This window comes from Williamsia sp. Y721 (assembly GCF_059683565.1).
Genome location: NZ_JCASNH010000004.1, coordinates 400,300 through 416,325, shown reverse-complemented (window position 1 = coordinate 416,325; position 16,026 = coordinate 400,300). Strand labels below are relative to the sequence as shown.

Sequence of the window (16,026 nt, the reverse complement as noted above, 5' to 3'; positions counted from 1 at the left end):
ATATTTTCGGAACACGAAAACCAGTGCGCTTCAACATATTTCCTTTCGCGCGTGCAAAAACCATCGGGCCTGGCCGTCGATCAGCCCGAGGTCGATCAGCTACGGGGTCGAACTCAGGCGGAGGCGTGCTCTCTGGTCAGCGCCACCACGTCGCGGATCGCCTCCTCGGCGACACCACGGGCGTATCCGAGTGCTGCAGTCTCCGCGGCATCGGGTTCATAGGAGATGACGTTTCCGCGCCCCTGCACGATGAACGGGTCCGGAAGAAACGGGTGCTCTTCGTCGCGCTCTTCGAGCTGGATCGAACTTCCGGCAGCGTCGAAGATCGTCTGAAAGTACTGGCGATAAGTGAGATTGGCGTCTCCGACCAAGTACGCCCTGCCTGATTCCGCATTCTGCAATGCTCCCCAGACCGCCTCGGACAGCGACTGGACGGACATGTAGTTGGTGCCACCGGCCGGTGCGAAGTTCGGGATCTTCGGCATGTCGCCGTCGGCCCAGGCAAGCAGTTTCGTGAAAGTCCGCGCGGGCGCACCCAACTTGACCCCCACGATCGAGGGAGGGTTCAAGGTTGAGACGTTGAAATCGGCATCGGCCAGCGCACGCGCACCTTCGTCCGCAAGGTGGCGGGCGCGAACGTACTCGTTTGTCTCGATCAGGTCGGGCATCAACTGGTGGTAGTAACTGCCGATCTGCACCACACGGGCGACACCGGCCTCTTTTGCGCGGGCGACGAACCCGGGCACTCCGCCACTCTGGTTCTTGTCCCAGAACTCGGCCATGTCGGCGCCCTTGGGAACGTGGCGGATGTCGTTGCCGGCCGAGAAGACGATGGCTTCGAAAGGGGCCAGGTCGGCAGCGGAGAACTCATCGTTGCTGTAGTCGCGAAGAATGGTCGGGAACTCGCTTGCGAAAGTACCCGCAGCCGGCGCTGTACGTGCCGCGAGAGAAACTTCGCTGCCCTGCTCGCGCAAATGGTTTGCGATGTGCGTGCCGATCATGCCGGTTCCACCAACAATTAGCGTCTTCATTCTTCTCCTCTTATGGGAAATGCCAGATACAGGGCACCGTCGAGATGCCGCATTCGCAACGAACCAAACGCCGTTTGGTCTACGCAAGCAACTGCTTGCTTGGTACGTTAGATGGATCACAACCGAGCTGTCAACCAAGCGCCTGACATGCCACAATGGCGCAGTCCCGGAGCCGAACAGCAATCTAACGCTGGTTGGGTCGGACCCTTTGATGGAGAAAGTCCACTCGTGCCGACACCGAAATAGCCACCTTGAAGGCAAAACACTTTGCTCGTCACTTCAGTCCTGATGGTCATTGACATCCGGATTCACTCCACATTCATCGAAAGGACATTCATGTCCGCGCAAACGCATCCAAGTCCATCCGTGCCGGGCCCATTACTCACCGGCAAAACCGCCGTGGTGACCGGCGCGGCAAAAGGTATCGGTGCCGCCATCACCCGACTGTTCGCAACGCACGGTGCCGACGTTGTCGCGGTCGACATCGACGGCGAAGCCTGCACCCGCCTGGCAGACGAACTGACCGGGGTCAGATCCGTGATGGCCGATGTCACCGATCCTGTTGTGGCCCAGCAATTGTCTGAGTTCTGTCCGGATGTCCTGGTGAACAACGTTGGCGACTTCATCCGCCCGCCCACATCATTCGTCGACGCGGACACCAGTGAATGGGCTGCAATGGCCGACATCAACCTCCATCACGCCATGCTGGTCACCCACGCGGTATTGCCGGGAATGATCGAGCGCGGCCGCGGCGGATCGATCATCAATCTGACCACTGTCGAAGCACACCGCGGAATACCCGGGCACGTCGCATATTCGACGTACAAGGCCGCTTTACGCCATTTCACCCGCAGCCTCGCGCTCGAAGTGGGGCGCCACAGTATTCGGGTGAACGCGGTTGCCCCCGACCTCATCGAGACGCCCCAGGTGCCCTACGACCGCCTCGTACCCGACGCCGACCGCCATCGTTGGCCGCAGTGGGCACCACTGGGAGGTCCCGGGCGCGCCGACGACATTGCCGGCCCCGCACTGTTTCTCGCTTCGGAGATGTCGCGCTACGTGACCGGGACGACAATTCACGTCGACGGGGGCTCGCACGCGGCCGGCGGGTGGTTCGCCCGCGCCGACGGTTCGTGGACCAACCGGCCTGCCAACGCTTGACCCCCACCGGCCGGCAGCGGCGTATTGTGCTGCCGGTCGTCGAGGTCGATACATCGTCGGGTCGTGTAGCATCCGTTTTCGAGCAGCGCTTGATCACCCAGGACAAACGCGGTACCTCGGGGGGCGACGTCAGATGTCATCGACTCGGCGAGCGAGCATCCTGTTTCATGCGGCCCGGTTGTTCAGCAAACGCGGTGTAGCGCGCACAACTGTCCGGGACATCGCCGAAGAAGTCGGGATCCTCCCCGGCAGCCTCTACCATTACTTCGAGTCCAAGGAAGCGATCGTTTGCGAGATCGTCGTCGCATTCGTCGACGACTTGAACGAGAGATACAAAAACGCGGTCGTCCCGGGCGAGACGAGTCGCGAACGACTCGACCGAATGGTCGCCGTCTCTTTCGAAGCCGCGAAGGATCATCCGTTCGCGACAGAGATCTACCACAACGAGCGTGCCCTGTCGTCGGCGCCGGCAGATAGTCGTATCGCCACCACGGTGCGCGTGGCGAACAGTTACTGGGCGGACGCGATCGCCCGGGGCATCGAGGCCGGTGAGTTCCGAACCGACGTGGATCCGTTCCACTTCCACCAGCTGCTGCGTGAATCCGTGTGGTTCACAGTGCGTTTCCATCGCGCAACCCTCGTGGAGAAGTCCGCAGAGTACCAACAGAACCTGATCGCGATATTCCTTGATGGTTTCACGCTCGGCCCGGCCCAGCCGCCGCAAGCCGGTCCGGCCCAGCCGCTCGAAGCCGACCCGGCCCAGGCTGCACCTGCAGACCTTCGCACGGTGAACCATGCAGTGCTCACCGACCTGCAGCGCGACGTGCGAGAACTCAAAGAGATGGTCCGCGAACTCCGTTCGCCGCGCGACTGATCGCTGCGGACAGACTCAACGGGCGCCCGCGCCCATGATCCAAAACGGCCCCGGGGCCAAAAGCCCCGAGGCCGTTCGTAGGTGATCGTCAGTCAGATGGCCATCGCGTCGAATACGAAAAGCCGCAACGCTCACACGAATTCTGGAAGAAACCTCGCGCGACCATGAGCATGGAAGTCTTGTTCCAGCGCTTCCTTGCCTGCTTCGGTCAGCAATTCGTAGTTCGGCGCCCCTCGGCCAACCCAGTGATACACCGGGTCATCGCAACGCCACAGCTGCGCCTGCAGATCCCGTTTGAGTACCTTGTTCGATCCGGTGACCGGCAAATTGGTCGAGACGCGCACAAACCGCGGCGCCGACTTGGTACCGAGATCATCCTGCTCACCGAGAAATCCTGCGAACTCGATCGGATCGAAGTCGGTCAGGGCCGCCACCTCGATTGCAGCCATCACCTGATCGCCCGAGCGCGGATCGGGGACCGCGTACACGCCGGTGGCGATGACCTTCGGGTGCCGGCGCACGATCCGCTCGATCATCAGAGCCGACGTGTTCTCCCCGTCTACTCGAATCCAATCACCCTTGCGGCCGGCGAAATAGATGAAGCCGTCCTCGTCGATGTATCCCAGATCGCCGGTCCAATACCAGCCATCTCGGATCTTCTCGGCCACTGCCGACTCGTTTTTGTAGTAGCCCTCGAAACGCTTCGCGCCACCCATGTCGACCATCTCACCGATCGCCTCGTCCGGGTTGAGAACCCGGCCGTGCCGGTCGAGTTTCGCCGGAAGACAAACATCTTTCGTCTCCGGATTGACGACAGCGATCTCGTTGTGTGCGGGCCGTCCCAGTGCACCCTCGGGTGCGTTCGGATCGATCGCCACCGACCCGGCGCCCTCGGACGAACCGTAGCCTTCGAGTAGCTCGGCTCCGAATCGGCGGACGAACTCCGTCCTGTCCTCCGGCGAGGCCTCTGTGCCGAACCCGCGGACAAGTGTGTTGTCGATGTCGTCCGGTTGCTCCGGGGTCGCCATCAGGTAACTCAGCGCCTTACCGACATACGTGAAGAAGGTTGCTCCGAAGAACCTCACGTCCGGCATGAACCCGGAGGCCGAGAACTTGCGGGGCAAGCAGACGGTGGCCCCGTTGACCAGGGCCGGCGCCCACAACGCCATCAGTGCATTGCCGTGGAACAGTGGCATGCAGCAGTAGTCCACATCCTCGCGAACGTGACCGTACTTTTTCGAGTTCGTGTAGGCGAGCCTGACCAGTCGACCCTGGCTGCAGCGCACTGCCTTCGACATACCGGTGGTACCCGATGTGAACAACAGCAAGAACAGAGTCGATTCGTCCACCGAAGGCGCTGCGACAGGATGTTCAACCCGGTGCGCTTCCACCCGATCGGGATAGGACGGTGCGTCGACAAGGATGAAACGATCTTCATCCAACCCGAGGTCGAGGTCACGCAATTTGTCCATGCCTGCAGCGTCGGTGACGATCATCTGGCAGTCGACATAACGGATCTCTGCTTCGAGTTCGGAGCCGCGACGCGTCGGATTGATTCCTACGATCGTTGCGCCGTCCAATGCCGCGCCGCCGAGCCAGAACAGGAACTCTGGGGTGTTCTCGAGCAATACGCCGATATGGTACGGACCGTCGACCCGCAGCGAGGCGGCCAGAGACCCGCGGGCCGCGCTCTCGCGCACCGTCTCATCCCATGTCCAGTCCCGTTCACGGGTGCGCACACCCAAGTGTGTGTCTCCTAGGCGATCGAGCAATGCCTCCGCCATGGTTGCGCGTTCCAACTCAACTCCTGTCCTCGTATCGAAATCACATCTGGTCACGACGCCGGCACCGGTGGGTTCGGGGGCGTTCGGTCAAGCAGGCATTGGGTGCCTCCGTATATGGCGCACGTACTTTCGTCGCCGTGATTCCACGAACCGGCCGACGGTGAAAGTCGAGGCCTGCCGAGATCTGGCGTCATCTTGATATTTCCTCCCACTGCAATTCTTGGCCGAACGGTATCGTCGCCAACGTGTGCACAAGAGCCCAGTCTCGCTGAGTGGTAACCGTCACCATGGATACCGCGGGCCGTGAGATTTTGTGGTGTACATCGCAGTACGTAACGAAAGGCTTTTGATGTCTGCCTCCACCGATCCGCAGTTACACATCGCTGCGGTGATGACCCGCCTGACCGGCCCCGGCGGACCGTTCGAATTGGTCGAAGAGGATGTACTCGGTGCATCCATGCAGGTGATGAAGAATCGCCTGCGCGCTGTGGCCGAGCACCTTCCGAACTCCCTGAACTGGGGCGATGCCGACTATCTCGTCACCACTGACCGCCGCATCTCGTACGCCGAGCATGCTCGGTCCGTCGCTGCGCTTGCCACGGCTCTGCGCGACAAATACGGGGTCGGCAAGGGCGATCGTGTGGGCATCCTCGCCGCCAACACCCCCGAGTGGGTCATGACGTTCTGGGCCACCCAGGCTCTGGGTGCGATCACCGTCGGCCTCAACGGCTGGTGGGTGCCGCGTGAGGTCACCTACGGCCTCGAGCACAGTCGGCCCACAGTCCTCGTGGTCGACGCGAAGCGCGCCGCCTCACTCCCCGAGGTCCCCAGCACGGTCACCGTGTTGACCATGGAAGAAGACCTTCCCGCACTCATCGCCGAATACGACGGCGCCGATCTGCCACTCCCGGATGTCGATGAAGACGACCCGTCAGTCATCCTCTACACAAGCGGCACCAGTGGTCGCCCCAAGGGTGCATTGCACTCACAGCGCAATCTGCTGGCGGTGGTCGACTACCAGCGTTACGGTGACGCATTCATGGCCGAACTCAGCGGCCAGACTTACGATCCCACCGCGCCAAGCCCGGCACGCCATCTGCTGACCTCGCCGCTGTTCCATATCGCGAGCCTGCACAATCTGGTGGTGCCGCGTCTGGCAACCGGCGGCGCGGTGATCATGAACCAGGGCGCGTTCGACGCCGACACCATCCTGGGTCTCATAGAGCGGGAACGGGTCACCAACTGGGGCGCGGTGCCGACCATGGCCACCCGGCTCCTCGAGCACGACAACGTCGAGAAGTACGACTTGTCGTCTCTGAAGTCCTTCGCGCTGGCCTCTGCACCCTCCTCCGTTGCGTTCAAGGAGAAACTGCAGGCCAAGTTCGCGTTCGCGCGTAACGCTCTGGTCGACAGCTACGGTCTCACCGAATGCAGCACGGCCATCGCCCTGGCGACCCCTGCGGACATCGAGCAGTTCCCCGGCACACTGGGCCGTCCCGTCGTCACCGTCAGCCTGGAGATCCGCGATCCGTTCGGTGAACCGCTCCCCGAAGGCACCGAGGGTGAGATCTGCGTGCGCAGCCCGTTCGTGATGATCGGTTACTGGGAGGACGAGGCCGCCACCGCAGCCGCGATCGCGCCCGGACGATGGTTGCGAACCGGCGACTTCGGCCGCGTGGACGGCGGACGATTGCAGCTCACCGGACGACGCTCGGATCTGATCCTGCGCGGTGGCGAGAACGTCTACCCCACCGAGATCGAGCAGTGTCTCGACGAGCATCCGGATGTGGCCGAATGTGCCGTGGTCGGCGTGCCGCACCCCGACCTCGGTCAGGAAGTTGCTGCCGTCATCGTCACCCGGCCCGGATCATCAGTGACCGAAGACGAACTCCGCGCCTTCGCGACCGAGCGACTCTCGTACTACAAGGTCCCGACGCAGTGGCGGATCACCGAGCACCCGTTGCCCCGCAACGCGACCGGCAAGATGATGCGCCGCTCGATCACGGTCTGACGAACCAAGACCGGCCACCGTGGCGTCGACGCCTGGCATGTCCGGGCGCCGACCCACGGTCGATCACACTGTGAAGTTGTCAAAGGTGCGTGCGCGGTCCCGACTTGATCTCGGGTGCGCTGTGGTGGCGAGTTGGTTCAATCAGGCGGCGAGGGTGAGGGTTCGCCGGTTGTAGGCCGGTAAAGGTTTTCGCTGCGGGTCGACGTCGGCCGGTGGGATCAGCCACGGATGTCCGTCGGAGCCCATCATCACGTCCCAATCAGTGTTGTGAACCGCCATATGGCAGGTGCGGCACAACAGACAACCGTTCTCCAACGTGGTCGGGCCGCCGTCGACGAAGTGCACGATGTGGTGGCAGTCCGACCAGCTGGCATGCCCCCCGCACTTCACACAGCAGGAATCGCGGATGATGATCGCCTTACGGACCAGGCCGGTGAACAATCGTTTCGGCGGTCTCAGATCGATCGGTACGTCCTGCCCGTCGAGGGTGATCGAGGTGATCGACGAATCACAGGCCAACATCGCAGCGGTCGCCTCGGTGACCGGACCCATCCACGGCAGCGTGGCAGCCTCGGGATGATCGGCGGGAACGGTCACCATTACCTCGGTTCGCGGCGCCGACACCAGCGTTTGACCGCCGCCGCCGCAATCCAACAGTTGATGTAACGCATCAGCGCGGCGCTGGGTCGGAGAACGCGGATCATCGGAGCCATCGGGTTCAGGACGCGCCCTTGACCAGAAGTCCAACGCGGAGAACAGCTTTTCCCCGATCACCGCATCAAGATCGAATGTGCCGACACAGCGGCCCTCGTGAACTTTGTATTCGAGACTGTTCAGCGACCGGTCCTCCGCCGGCGGCGGACCACCCGTGTCTTTCGCCACCTCGTTCCCCAGCGCTCGGGCTGCCGCGCTGATCTCTGCGGGTGGCGCTCCGGAGATGGCGTGGTTCAACAATTTCCGTTCGAACTTGATCTGTTGCTCAGCGGTGATCGGATCCTCGGACCGCCCGACGACATGCGCGACGCCCTTGACCACCGCGTCGACGTGTTCGGAGGACAGGAACCCGTCCCGTGAATAGCCGGCGGTACGATCCAGGCCTGCGAGGCCCGGTCCGATGCGCAACCACCGATACGCCGATGCTGGTGCCGAACCATTGGCCTGCAACAACTTTGACGTGGTAGACCCCTCCTTACGGGCGATACCCGACTCGTCGATCACCGCGGCGCACACCGCGAGCTGATGCTCGGTGGCGTTGCGTAGGGTGATCAGATCCTTCGCCATGCCCAACGTGGCAGTTGGATCATCGGGTATGACCAGGTCGACCAGATCGTCGACCATCTCGAGAAGTCGCATAGCACAGCACCTTCCAAGGAGAGAGCAAACCGGGGGCGTCGACCGGAGTGTCTCTGCGGGGAAGGCGTCAGATACGTGATGCTTGTGGGCGACTGACTCCAGACTACCTGCTCGAACAGATGTTCGCAATGGATTCGAGAATCAATACCGTTCTGGCACAATATATTTCGATAGCCAGACAAAATATCTCGTGTCTTCCCCGATGAAGGGCCGAACTGTCGAGGGGTGCAGGAACCACCCCGGACGGCCGCCATAGGCATCGATTCGCATACAGTCACGCGTGTCCCATCGGGAACCCACCCGGGACACTGCGTTGGTGTCAACAATCTGACGAAGGGGTCTGGGCGGTGGCTTCATCTGACTTGCTGGGTCTGACGGCATCGCTGACGTCGTCGACGCTTATCGTCGCGTTCGTTGCCGGACTCATGCCGCGGCTCGTCGGCAATGAACCGAATCCCGTTATGGGCATACGCACGAAGGCCACCATGGCGAGCCCCGAAGCGTGGCAGTTGGCCCATCAGATAGCGCGGCCGCTTCTGCGCCGGACTGTGTGGACAGCCGTTGCAGGATTATGCATGCAGGTCGCGATCGGTGTCGTGACAGGTTTCGGGTCCGTGGTGTCAGCTGTCGCTGCACTCGCCGTGTTTCTGGTAGTGCTCGTCGTCCTGCTGTACGCAGCGTTGAAGGGCAACAACGCGGCGAAATCGCTGCGTTCGTGCATGTAGCAACCGCGTGAAAGGACAATTGCCAGACGTGCCCTAGTAGTGATTTCCATGGACGTTGTTCTGCCCCGCGCGAAATGACACCGTGCCGATTCAAGACGTATCTGTCCAGACCGCTCACCATTGAAGGCGTGTAGATTTTGGGGCATGTCGAGTCCCGAATCAGACAGGTCAGGGGTTGTTGGTCACACCGCCAGCCCCTTGAACCACTAGTTACGACGCCCACGATCTGTGTGGGTGTATCTCTGGCGTACCCGGGGCGCTGGCCGTGGTGACAAGAAGAACAATTTCTTGATCTCACACCTCGGAGTACTCGATGCCTTTTGCTCTCTACACGCTTGCCCTGGCGGTCTTCGTCATGGGCACTTCAGAATTCATGCTCGCGGGATTGCTCCCCGCGATCGCGACCGAACTTGACGTCTCGGTCGGCACTGCGGGCCTGCTGACCTCCGCATTCGCGGTCGGTATGGTCATCGGCGCGCCAGTTATGGCGGCATTCGCTCGCCGTTGGCCACCGCGGCCCACATTGATCGTCTGCCTTCTCGTGTTCGCGGGAAGCCACGTCATCGGAGCGATGACACCCGTGTTCTCTCTCCTGCTCGTCACCCGGGTGCTCAGCGCTCTCGCAAACGCAGGATTCCTCGCCGTAGCACTGAGCACGGCCACTACCCTCGTGCCAGCGAACCAGAAGGGACGTGCACTGTCGATCCTGCTCTCCGGCACGACGATCGCAACCGTAGTGGGCGTCCCCTCCGGGGCACTGCTCGGCACAGCGCTGGGCTGGCGGACGACGTTCTGGGCGATCGCCATCCTCTGTATTCCCGCGGCCGTTGGAGTCATTCGTGGAGTCACGAACAACGTTGGTCGGAGCGCGACTAGCGCGACCTCACCAAGGCTCCGTGCCGAGCTCAGCCAGTTGGCGACGCCGCGGCTCATCTTGGCCATGGCACTCGGAGCGCTGATCAACGGAGGGACCTTTGCGGCATTCACCTTCCTGGCACCCATCGTGACCAAGACCGCGGGCTTGACTGATGGGTGGGTGTCCGTCGCGCTGGTGATGTTCGGCATCGGATCATTCCTTGGCGTCACAATCGCAGGACGCCTATCAGATCAACGACCTGGCCTCGTGCTCGCAGTCGGCGGACCGCTACTGCTGACAGGCTGGATCGTGTTGGCAGTGGTCGCATCCCATCCCGTTGCGTTTATCGTCCTCGTCCTCATTCAGGGCTTCCTGTCGTTCGGCGTCGGCAGCACTCTGATCACGCGGGTGCTGTATGCAGCGTCGGGTGCGCCAACGATGGGCGGTTCGTACGCCACTGCGGCGCTGAACATCGGAGCTGCCGCGGGGCCGGTGCTTGGTGCCTTCGGACTCGCGACCGGGCTGGGGTTGCTCGCGCCGGTTTGGGTCGCCTCGGTGCTGACAGCGATCGCTCTCGTCATCATGCTTCTCACAGGGCGCGCGCTCACGAAGACCGCGGCGGAGACCAATTGATGACTCATCCGAACGCGCTTCTCACTCCTCGTACCCGTCTCCGGTTAGCTCGTCTGATTGTCGAAGACGGCTATCCGGCCACGATCGCCGCAAGATGTTCATGGTCTCCCCGATCACTGCCCGGAAATGGGCCGGTCGCTACAGGGAAGAAGGCGAGTTTGGGATGCAGGATCGCTCCAGCAAGCCGCACCGGATCCCAAGCAGGACGCCCGAGCATGTCAAGAAGAAGATCATCACCTGCGCTGGCGGCTTCGACAGGGGCCGGCCCAGATCGCTGCGCGACTTGGTCTCTCGACGTCCACTGTTCACGCGGTCCTCGTCCGTTGCCGCGTGAACCGCCTCTCGCATATCGATCGTGTCACTGGCGAGCCCTTGCGGCGATATGAGCATCCTTATCCGGGATCGTTGATTCATGTCGATGTCACGAAGTTCGACAACATCCCCGACGGCAGTGGACATCGTTACGTAGGTCGGCAGCAAGGCGCACGGAACAAGCTCGCGACTCCGGGATTACCACGAGGAAAAGACCACAAGCCGCGCACCGGAACGGCGTTCGTTCACACAGTCATCGACGACCACTCCCGCGTCGCGTACGCAGAAATCTGGTCGGACGAGCAGGCGAGCACCGCGGTGGGAGTTCTCGAACGCGCCGTGGCCTGGTTCGCCGAACGAGGCGTGACCGTCGAGCGAGTCCTATCCGACAACGGGTCGGCCTACAGATCCCACGTATGGAGGGACTTCTGCGCTCGGCTCGGCATCCGACACAAGCGGACACGCCCTACCGGCCGCAGACGAACGGGAAGATCGAGCGATTCCACCGCACGCTCGGGGACGGATGGGCCTATCCCAGGTTTTACGGTTCAGAAGCCGAACGACGCCTGGCACTGCCCGGCTGGCTCCACGTCTACAACCACCACCGACACCACTCTGCGGTTGGCGGCGCACCCTTCGACCGACTCAACAACGTCCCTGGACATCACACCTAGTCGACAGCAGGCGCCCATTGGACGCCGTTGATGTGGGCACCACCGTCGACGAAGAGGGTGTTGCCGGTCAGATACCGGCTGTCGTCGCTCGCCAGGAAGACAGCAACGGGACCGATGTCGTCGAGCGGATCACCGATCCGGCCCATCGGATTCTCCGCAGCCATGCCTGCGGCCATCTGGGGGTTGGCCTCGACCACCCGCTTGTAGGCCTCGCTCTGTGCGCCGGGACAGATCACGTTGCAGCACACCTGATGTGGCGCCCACTCCCGGGCCGCGGTCCGGGTCAGGCTGCGCAGGGCCTCTTTGGCAGCGTTGTACTGCACCGAGTACATGTGCGCGTTGACACCGTTGAGCGAGCACAGGTTGATGACGCGTCCGGTGCCGTGCTTCTGCAATTCCGGCAGGGCCCTTTGCATCGCCCAGAACGCCGCCATCACCGCCATGTCGAAACCGCCACGCAGCTGCTCATCGGTCATGTTCTCCAGGCGCGCATAGCCGGAGCCACGCCAGGCGTTGTTGACCAAGATGTCGAGCCTGCCGAAACGCTCCACCGCCACGTCCACCATGGCCAGGACCTGAGCCTTGTCGGTGACGTCGGTGCGGACGAACTCCGCGGCAACACCCCACTCGTCGCGCAACCATGCGGCGGTCTGTTCGCCTGCAGCAGTGTCGATCTCGGCGACGACAACCGAGGCGCCCTCGCGGGCAAACGCCCCGGCCATGCCTCGACCGATACCCATACCGGCTCCGGTGACCACAGCCACCCTGCCGTCCAACTTGGCCATGAAGTCTCCTTCGCCCGGTTCCCGCCTAGCGCGGGCGGGGCACCGTCTTGTCGATGAACAATGCCTCAACCGAGACACAGACCGTTCCGTCCGCGGTGCGGATGTCGCCAACGGTGGTGATCTTCTTGCCGTCTTCCGTCATCAATTGTCCGCGTATGGTCAGCGGCTCGAACAACGGTGTCGGCGCGTGATACCGCACATTGAGTTGTGCGGTGGCACCACTGCGACCGGCCCAGGCGTTGGCCACACCGAGTGTGTGATCGAGCAACATCGCCGACACGCCACCGTGGACATGGCCGGGTGGGCCCTGGTAGGGGAACGTCAAACTCACGACACCCTCGACATGGCCTTCACCTCGGCCGACCAACGTCAGCGGTGGTGCGATGGCGTTCTTGGGGCCGGTGACCGGGTCGTGGCCGGTGACACCCTCTCCACGCCACATGTCGATCAGCCGGACGGCGACCTCGGGTGCGTGTTCTTCGAGGTGCTCGGCAATGCTGTTCAATTCCTCGGTGACGCGGTCGAGATTGGCGTTTGTCCGATCGGTACGCAGCAGCGCGTCCACCACGCGCCGCGCCGCAGCGGTGGCCCGATCCACAGGCTCCTCGCCCGGCATGGATGTGAGGACGATGCCATCCGGCGCGTTCCCGACAGTCGGATGCTCGTTTGAATCCAGGGTCATCGAATCTCCATCGTGGCGTGGGTGAGGATCGGCTGCTGATCGCGTTCAACGCAGACGGCCTGCAAGATCAACTGGTTGTCTTCGCGCCAGACGGAGGTCTCGATGGTCTCCCCCGGGCACAGCGATCCGGCGAATCGCACCGAATAGGACTGCACCACTGCGGGATCACCGTCGAGGACACCATCGATCACGGCCTTGCAGACGACGCCGTACGACGCCAGTCCGTGCAGGATCGGTTGTTCGAAACCGGCCATCTTCGCAAACGCCGGATCGGCATGCAACGGATTCATGTCGCCACTGAGCCGGTACACCAACGCCTGCTGCGCGGTGGTCGGGGAAACGAGGACCTTGTCCGGCTCCCGATCCGGGATCACTGTCACCGCATCAGGACCGGCCGGTCCCCCGAATCCGCCTTCGCCGCGGGCCCAGATCTGCATCGAACTGGTCCACAGCGGATTCCCGTCGACATCGGTGGCCGCCTGTTCGAGGACGATCACCGCCGCCTTGCCCTTGTCCCACACATCGGAAACGCGCGATGCGATCTGCGCGGTACCGGACACCGGGATGGGTGCATGCAGTTGCAGCGACTGTCCGCCGTGCAGGATCTTGCGCAGGTCGATGTCGATGCCCGGCAGGTTCATCCCCGGCGCTGCGATCGCACCGGCCGAAATACCCTGTCCGGCAACCATTGCGAAGGTCGGGACCACCCGCAGCTTCTTTTCGTACGCCCAGGCCAACTCGGCCGGATCCAGATTGTTCACACCCGCACCGAGGCCCAGGTGATAAAGCAGGACGTCTCGCTCGGTCCAGGACACGTCGCGGACGGTCGGCTCGGCGGACAATGCCACGTTCAGGTCGATACCCACGGCTAGGACTCCTTCGTAGTGGTCATGCCCGCGCCGACTTCACCGGTTCCGGGTCGCGGGGCAGGCCCAGGATCCGCTCACCGATGATGTTCAGCTGGACATTGGTGGTACCGCCGGCGATCGAGAGGCACTGGGAGTTGAGGAACTGCTGGGTGTGTGACCACCGATCCTGCTCACCCAGGAGCGAGGACGGGCCGGACCACTCCATCGCGACCTCCCACACCTGCTGGATGTGCTCGACACCGAGCAGCTTTGCGATCGACGACTCGGCGCCCGGTTGACCGCCGGTGAGCGACCGCAGCGTGGTCCGCAAGCCCATCAACCCACCGGTCTGCGCGTCGCACAACACCTTTCCCAGGACGGTCATCTGCTCGGCGTCGAGGCCACCGGGCACCGTTGCCGCCAGATCGAGCAGCGCTTCGCCACCGGAGCCCAGTGACGAGTCGTTGGACAGGGAGACACGTTCGTTGGCCAGGGTGGTGCGGGCCAGCTTCCACCCGTCACCGGGCTGCCCGACCAGGAACTCATCGGGCACGAACACGTCGTCGAAAAAGACCTCGTTGAACAGTGATTCGCCGGTGATCTCCCGCAGCGGCCGGATATCGAGGCCTTCACTGTTCCTGATGTCGATCAGGAAGTACGACAGGCCTTTGTGTTTGGCGACGTCACCGTCGGTGCGTGCCAGGCAGATGCCCCAGTGCGCATCGCGAGCCATCGAGGTCCACACCTTCTGGCCCTGCAGCTTCCAGCCACCGTCGACCTTGGTGGCCTTGGTGCTCAGTCCGGCCAGATCCGACCCCGCACCGGGTTCGGAGAACAGCTGGCACCAGACGATGTCGCCGCGGAGTGACGGCGGAAGGAACCGCTGCAGTTGCTCGTCACTGCCGTGGGCGATCAAGGTGGGAACCACCCAGTTGCCGATGATCATGTCGTGCGGCTCGAGCTCGGCGGCCCGCAGTTCGTCGGCGATGACCAACTGGGTGATGGCATCGGCACCCTTGCCCCACGGGGCGGCCAGATGTGGTGCCGTATAACCGTTGTCCGCCAAGAACGCCTTGCGTTCGGCATCGTCGAGCGCTACCGCACCGGCGAGTTCGGCCCGGATCTCGGCGCGAATCTGTTCGGCCTCCGGCGGGAGGTCGATGCCAAGGACACGACGCGCACCATCGATGGTGAGGGCGGCGACCCGACGACGCCAGGTGGCAGTCGAACCCAGCATGATTCGAAGCGTCTGCGCGCGACGCAGATACAGATGTGCGTCGTGTTCCCACGTGTAGCCGATACCACCGAGAATCTGGATGCAGTCCTTGGTGACGGTGAACGCGACCTCAGGCGCAACCGAGCCGGCGACAGCCGCGGCCAGGGAAGCCTCGACAAGATCGGTGTCCGGTCCCATCGCGCGCGCGGCGTCCCAGGCCGTCACCCGCGCCTGTTCGGTCAGCCCGAGCATGCGCGCGGCCTTATGCTTGACACCCTGGAACTGGCCGATGACCCGGCCGAATTGCTGCCGGACACGGGCATATTCGGCCGCGGTGGTGGTGGCCCAGTCGGCCAGACCAGCGGCTTCGGCGGAGAACAGCGTGGCCGCGATGTCGAGGACCCGCTGCGAATTCAGTCCGAGGACATCCGCGTCGGACAACTCGAGGCCGTCGACCGTGGCCTCGGCGTTGCGCCGAACGAGATCGTGGCCCGGCAGGTCGGTGAGGTCGAGACGCTCGCGGGATACCACGACATAGGCGAGGGCACCGTTGTCCTCGACGGCCAGCAGGAACAGGTCACCCACCTGGCCCCCGAGGATGTGACTGGAAGTCCCGGACAACGTCACCGTGCCGTTGTCACGTGTCAACCGCAGCGAACCGGGTTGCAGCGCAACCGCTCCGAACAGCGAGCCGTCGGCGAGCCCGGCGAGTTCGGCGGTCCGGCCGGCCTCGTGCAGAACCGTCGAGACGACAGCGGTCGGCAGGAACGGTCCGGGCACCATCGAGCGCCCGAGTTCCTCGGTGACGATGGCGAGCTCGACCAGTCCGACACCGGCACCACCGAATTCCTCAGGCAGGTGAAGTCCGAGCATGCCGAGTTCGGCCAACGACGACCAATAGCTCGGGCGCAGTTCGGTTTTGGCTTCCACCGCATCCCGGATCACGGTCGGGGTCGCGTGGCGCGCGGCCCATCCCCGCACGGAATCGCGCAGTTCGCGGTCGTCGTCAGTGAGTTCAATTCCCATGTCGTTCAATTCCCATGTTGTTCAGGCCGCTGTTGTTCAGGCCGCTGTCGGACTC

At 63.1% G+C, this 16,026-nt stretch carries 13 protein-coding genes and 1 pseudogene; 7 read left to right on the top strand and 7 right to left on the bottom strand.

Going from position 1 to position 16,026, the window contains the following annotated elements; translation table 11 throughout:
- Positions 1 to 113: 113 nt before the first annotated feature.
- Positions 114 to 1,031, bottom strand: a complete 918-nt coding sequence (locus tag AC56PL_RS21430; protein WP_497155100.1) for an NAD-dependent epimerase/dehydratase family protein — start codon at positions 1,029 to 1,031, stop codon at positions 114 to 116.
- A gap of 336 nt (positions 1,032 to 1,367) precedes the next feature.
- Here AC56PL_RS21430 and AC56PL_RS21425 point away from each other — a divergent pair, with 336 nt between their 5' ends.
- A complete protein-coding gene (locus AC56PL_RS21425) occupies positions 1,368 to 2,192 on the top strand; it encodes an SDR family NAD(P)-dependent oxidoreductase (protein ID WP_497155099.1) in 825 nt (274 codons plus the stop codon).
- Between the two features lie 133 nt (positions 2,193 to 2,325).
- Positions 2,326 to 3,066, top strand: coding sequence for a TetR/AcrR family transcriptional regulator (locus AC56PL_RS21420; protein WP_497155098.1), 741 nt, complete (start codon positions 2,326 to 2,328; stop codon positions 3,064 to 3,066).
- A gap of 131 nt (positions 3,067 to 3,197) precedes the next feature.
- Here AC56PL_RS21420 and casI read toward each other — a convergent pair whose 3' ends face one another.
- Positions 3,198 to 4,850, bottom strand: coding sequence for a steroid-22-oyl-CoA synthetase (gene casI, locus AC56PL_RS21415; RefSeq protein ID WP_495518420.1), 1,653 nt, complete (start codon positions 4,848 to 4,850; stop codon positions 3,198 to 3,200).
- Positions 4,851 to 5,199: 349 nt separating this feature from the next.
- Between casI and casG the strand changes: the two genes are divergently transcribed.
- Entirely contained in the window at positions 5,200 to 6,861 is a 1,662-nt protein-coding gene (gene casG, locus AC56PL_RS21410; RefSeq protein ID WP_495518083.1) for a steroid-24-oyl-CoA synthetase, read from the top strand.
- Positions 6,862 to 7,002: 141 nt separating this feature from the next.
- Here casG and AC56PL_RS21405 read toward each other — a convergent pair whose 3' ends face one another.
- On the bottom strand, positions 7,003 to 8,214 hold the full coding sequence (locus AC56PL_RS21405; RefSeq protein ID WP_497155097.1) for an HNH endonuclease: 1,212 nt from the start codon (positions 8,212 to 8,214) through the stop codon (positions 7,003 to 7,005).
- A gap of 347 nt (positions 8,215 to 8,561) precedes the next feature.
- Here AC56PL_RS21405 and AC56PL_RS21400 point away from each other — a divergent pair, with 347 nt between their 5' ends.
- The 4 genes and pseudogenes from AC56PL_RS21400 (at position 8,562) to AC56PL_RS21385 (ending at position 11,414) form a co-directional block, all read left to right on the top strand.
- Entirely contained in the window at positions 8,562 to 8,939 is a 378-nt protein-coding gene (locus tag AC56PL_RS21400) for an SdpI family protein (RefSeq protein WP_495518085.1), read from the top strand.
- A gap of 226 nt (positions 8,940 to 9,165) precedes the next feature.
- Positions 9,166 to 9,231: a chloramphenicol resistance leader peptide gene (locus AC56PL_RS21395; RefSeq protein ID WP_497155306.1), complete on the top strand. Its 66-nt coding sequence runs from the start codon at positions 9,166 to 9,168 to the stop codon at positions 9,229 to 9,231.
- 21 nt (positions 9,232 to 9,252) lie between these two features.
- A complete protein-coding gene (cmx, locus tag AC56PL_RS21390; RefSeq protein ID WP_497155096.1) occupies positions 9,253 to 10,428 on the top strand; it encodes a chloramphenicol efflux MFS transporter Cmx in 1,176 nt (391 codons plus the stop codon).
- Positions 10,428 to 11,414, top strand: a pseudogene (locus AC56PL_RS21385) (IS481 family transposase). The gene cmx and the pseudogene AC56PL_RS21385 overlap by 1 nt, the downstream one beginning before the upstream one ends.
- On the opposite strand, the gene AC56PL_RS21380 reads toward AC56PL_RS21385, so the two are convergent.
- From AC56PL_RS21380 to AC56PL_RS21365, 4 genes are read right to left on the bottom strand one after another with little or no spacing between them, the layout of a single operon-like run.
- The gene (locus AC56PL_RS21380) at positions 11,411 to 12,199 is read right to left on the bottom strand and encodes an SDR family NAD(P)-dependent oxidoreductase (RefSeq protein ID WP_497155095.1); all 789 of its coding nucleotides are present in this window, start codon (positions 12,197 to 12,199) and stop codon (positions 11,411 to 11,413) included. The pseudogene AC56PL_RS21385 and the gene AC56PL_RS21380 sit on opposite strands and share 4 nt — an antisense overlap.
- Positions 12,200 to 12,224: 25 nt before the next feature.
- Positions 12,225 to 12,881: a PaaI family thioesterase gene (locus tag AC56PL_RS21375; RefSeq protein ID WP_497155094.1), complete on the bottom strand. Its 657-nt coding sequence runs from the start codon at positions 12,879 to 12,881 to the stop codon at positions 12,225 to 12,227.
- On the bottom strand, positions 12,878 to 13,747 hold the full coding sequence (locus AC56PL_RS21370; RefSeq protein WP_495518089.1) for a MaoC/PaaZ C-terminal domain-containing protein: 870 nt from the start codon (positions 13,745 to 13,747) through the stop codon (positions 12,878 to 12,880). The genes AC56PL_RS21375 and AC56PL_RS21370 overlap by 4 nt, the downstream gene beginning before the upstream one ends.
- A 22-nt stretch (positions 13,748 to 13,769) precedes the next feature.
- Positions 13,770 to 15,971 (bottom strand): acyl-CoA dehydrogenase family protein, encoded by a 2,202-nt coding sequence (locus tag AC56PL_RS21365; RefSeq protein WP_497155093.1) that lies wholly within the window; start codon positions 15,969 to 15,971, stop codon positions 13,770 to 13,772.
- Positions 15,972 to 16,026: the final 55 nt, after the last annotated feature.

Excerpts from the sequence above, each read along its gene's own strand:
- AC56PL_RS21430 (WP_497155100.1), bottom strand. The coding sequence starts at position 1,031 with ATGAAGACGCTAATTGTTGGTGGAACCGGCATGATCGGCACGCACATC.
- casG (WP_495518083.1), top strand. The coding sequence starts at position 5,200 with ATGTCTGCCTCCACCGATCCGCAGTTACACATCGCTGCGGTGATGACC.
- AC56PL_RS21375 (WP_497155094.1), bottom strand. The coding sequence starts at position 12,881 with ATGACCCTGGATTCAAACGAGCATCCGACTGTCGGGAACGCGCCGGAT.
- AC56PL_RS21425 (WP_497155099.1), top strand. The coding sequence starts at position 1,368 with ATGTCCGCGCAAACGCATCCAAGTCCATCCGTGCCGGGCCCATTACTC.
- cmx (WP_497155096.1), top strand. The coding sequence starts at position 9,253 with ATGCCTTTTGCTCTCTACACGCTTGCCCTGGCGGTCTTCGTCATGGGC.
- AC56PL_RS21380 (WP_497155095.1), bottom strand. The coding sequence starts at position 12,199 with ATGGCCAAGTTGGACGGCAGGGTGGCTGTGGTCACCGGAGCCGGTATG.
- AC56PL_RS21365 (WP_497155093.1), bottom strand. The coding sequence starts at position 15,971 with ATGGGAATTGAACTCACTGACGACGACCGCGAACTGCGCGATTCCGTG.
- AC56PL_RS21405 (WP_497155097.1), bottom strand. The coding sequence starts at position 8,214 with ATGCGACTTCTCGAGATGGTCGACGATCTGGTCGACCTGGTCATACCC.
- AC56PL_RS21420 (WP_497155098.1), top strand. The coding sequence starts at position 2,326 with ATGTCATCGACTCGGCGAGCGAGCATCCTGTTTCATGCGGCCCGGTTG.
- casI (WP_495518420.1), bottom strand. The coding sequence starts at position 4,850 with ATGGCGGAGGCATTGCTCGATCGCCTAGGAGACACACACTTGGGTGTG.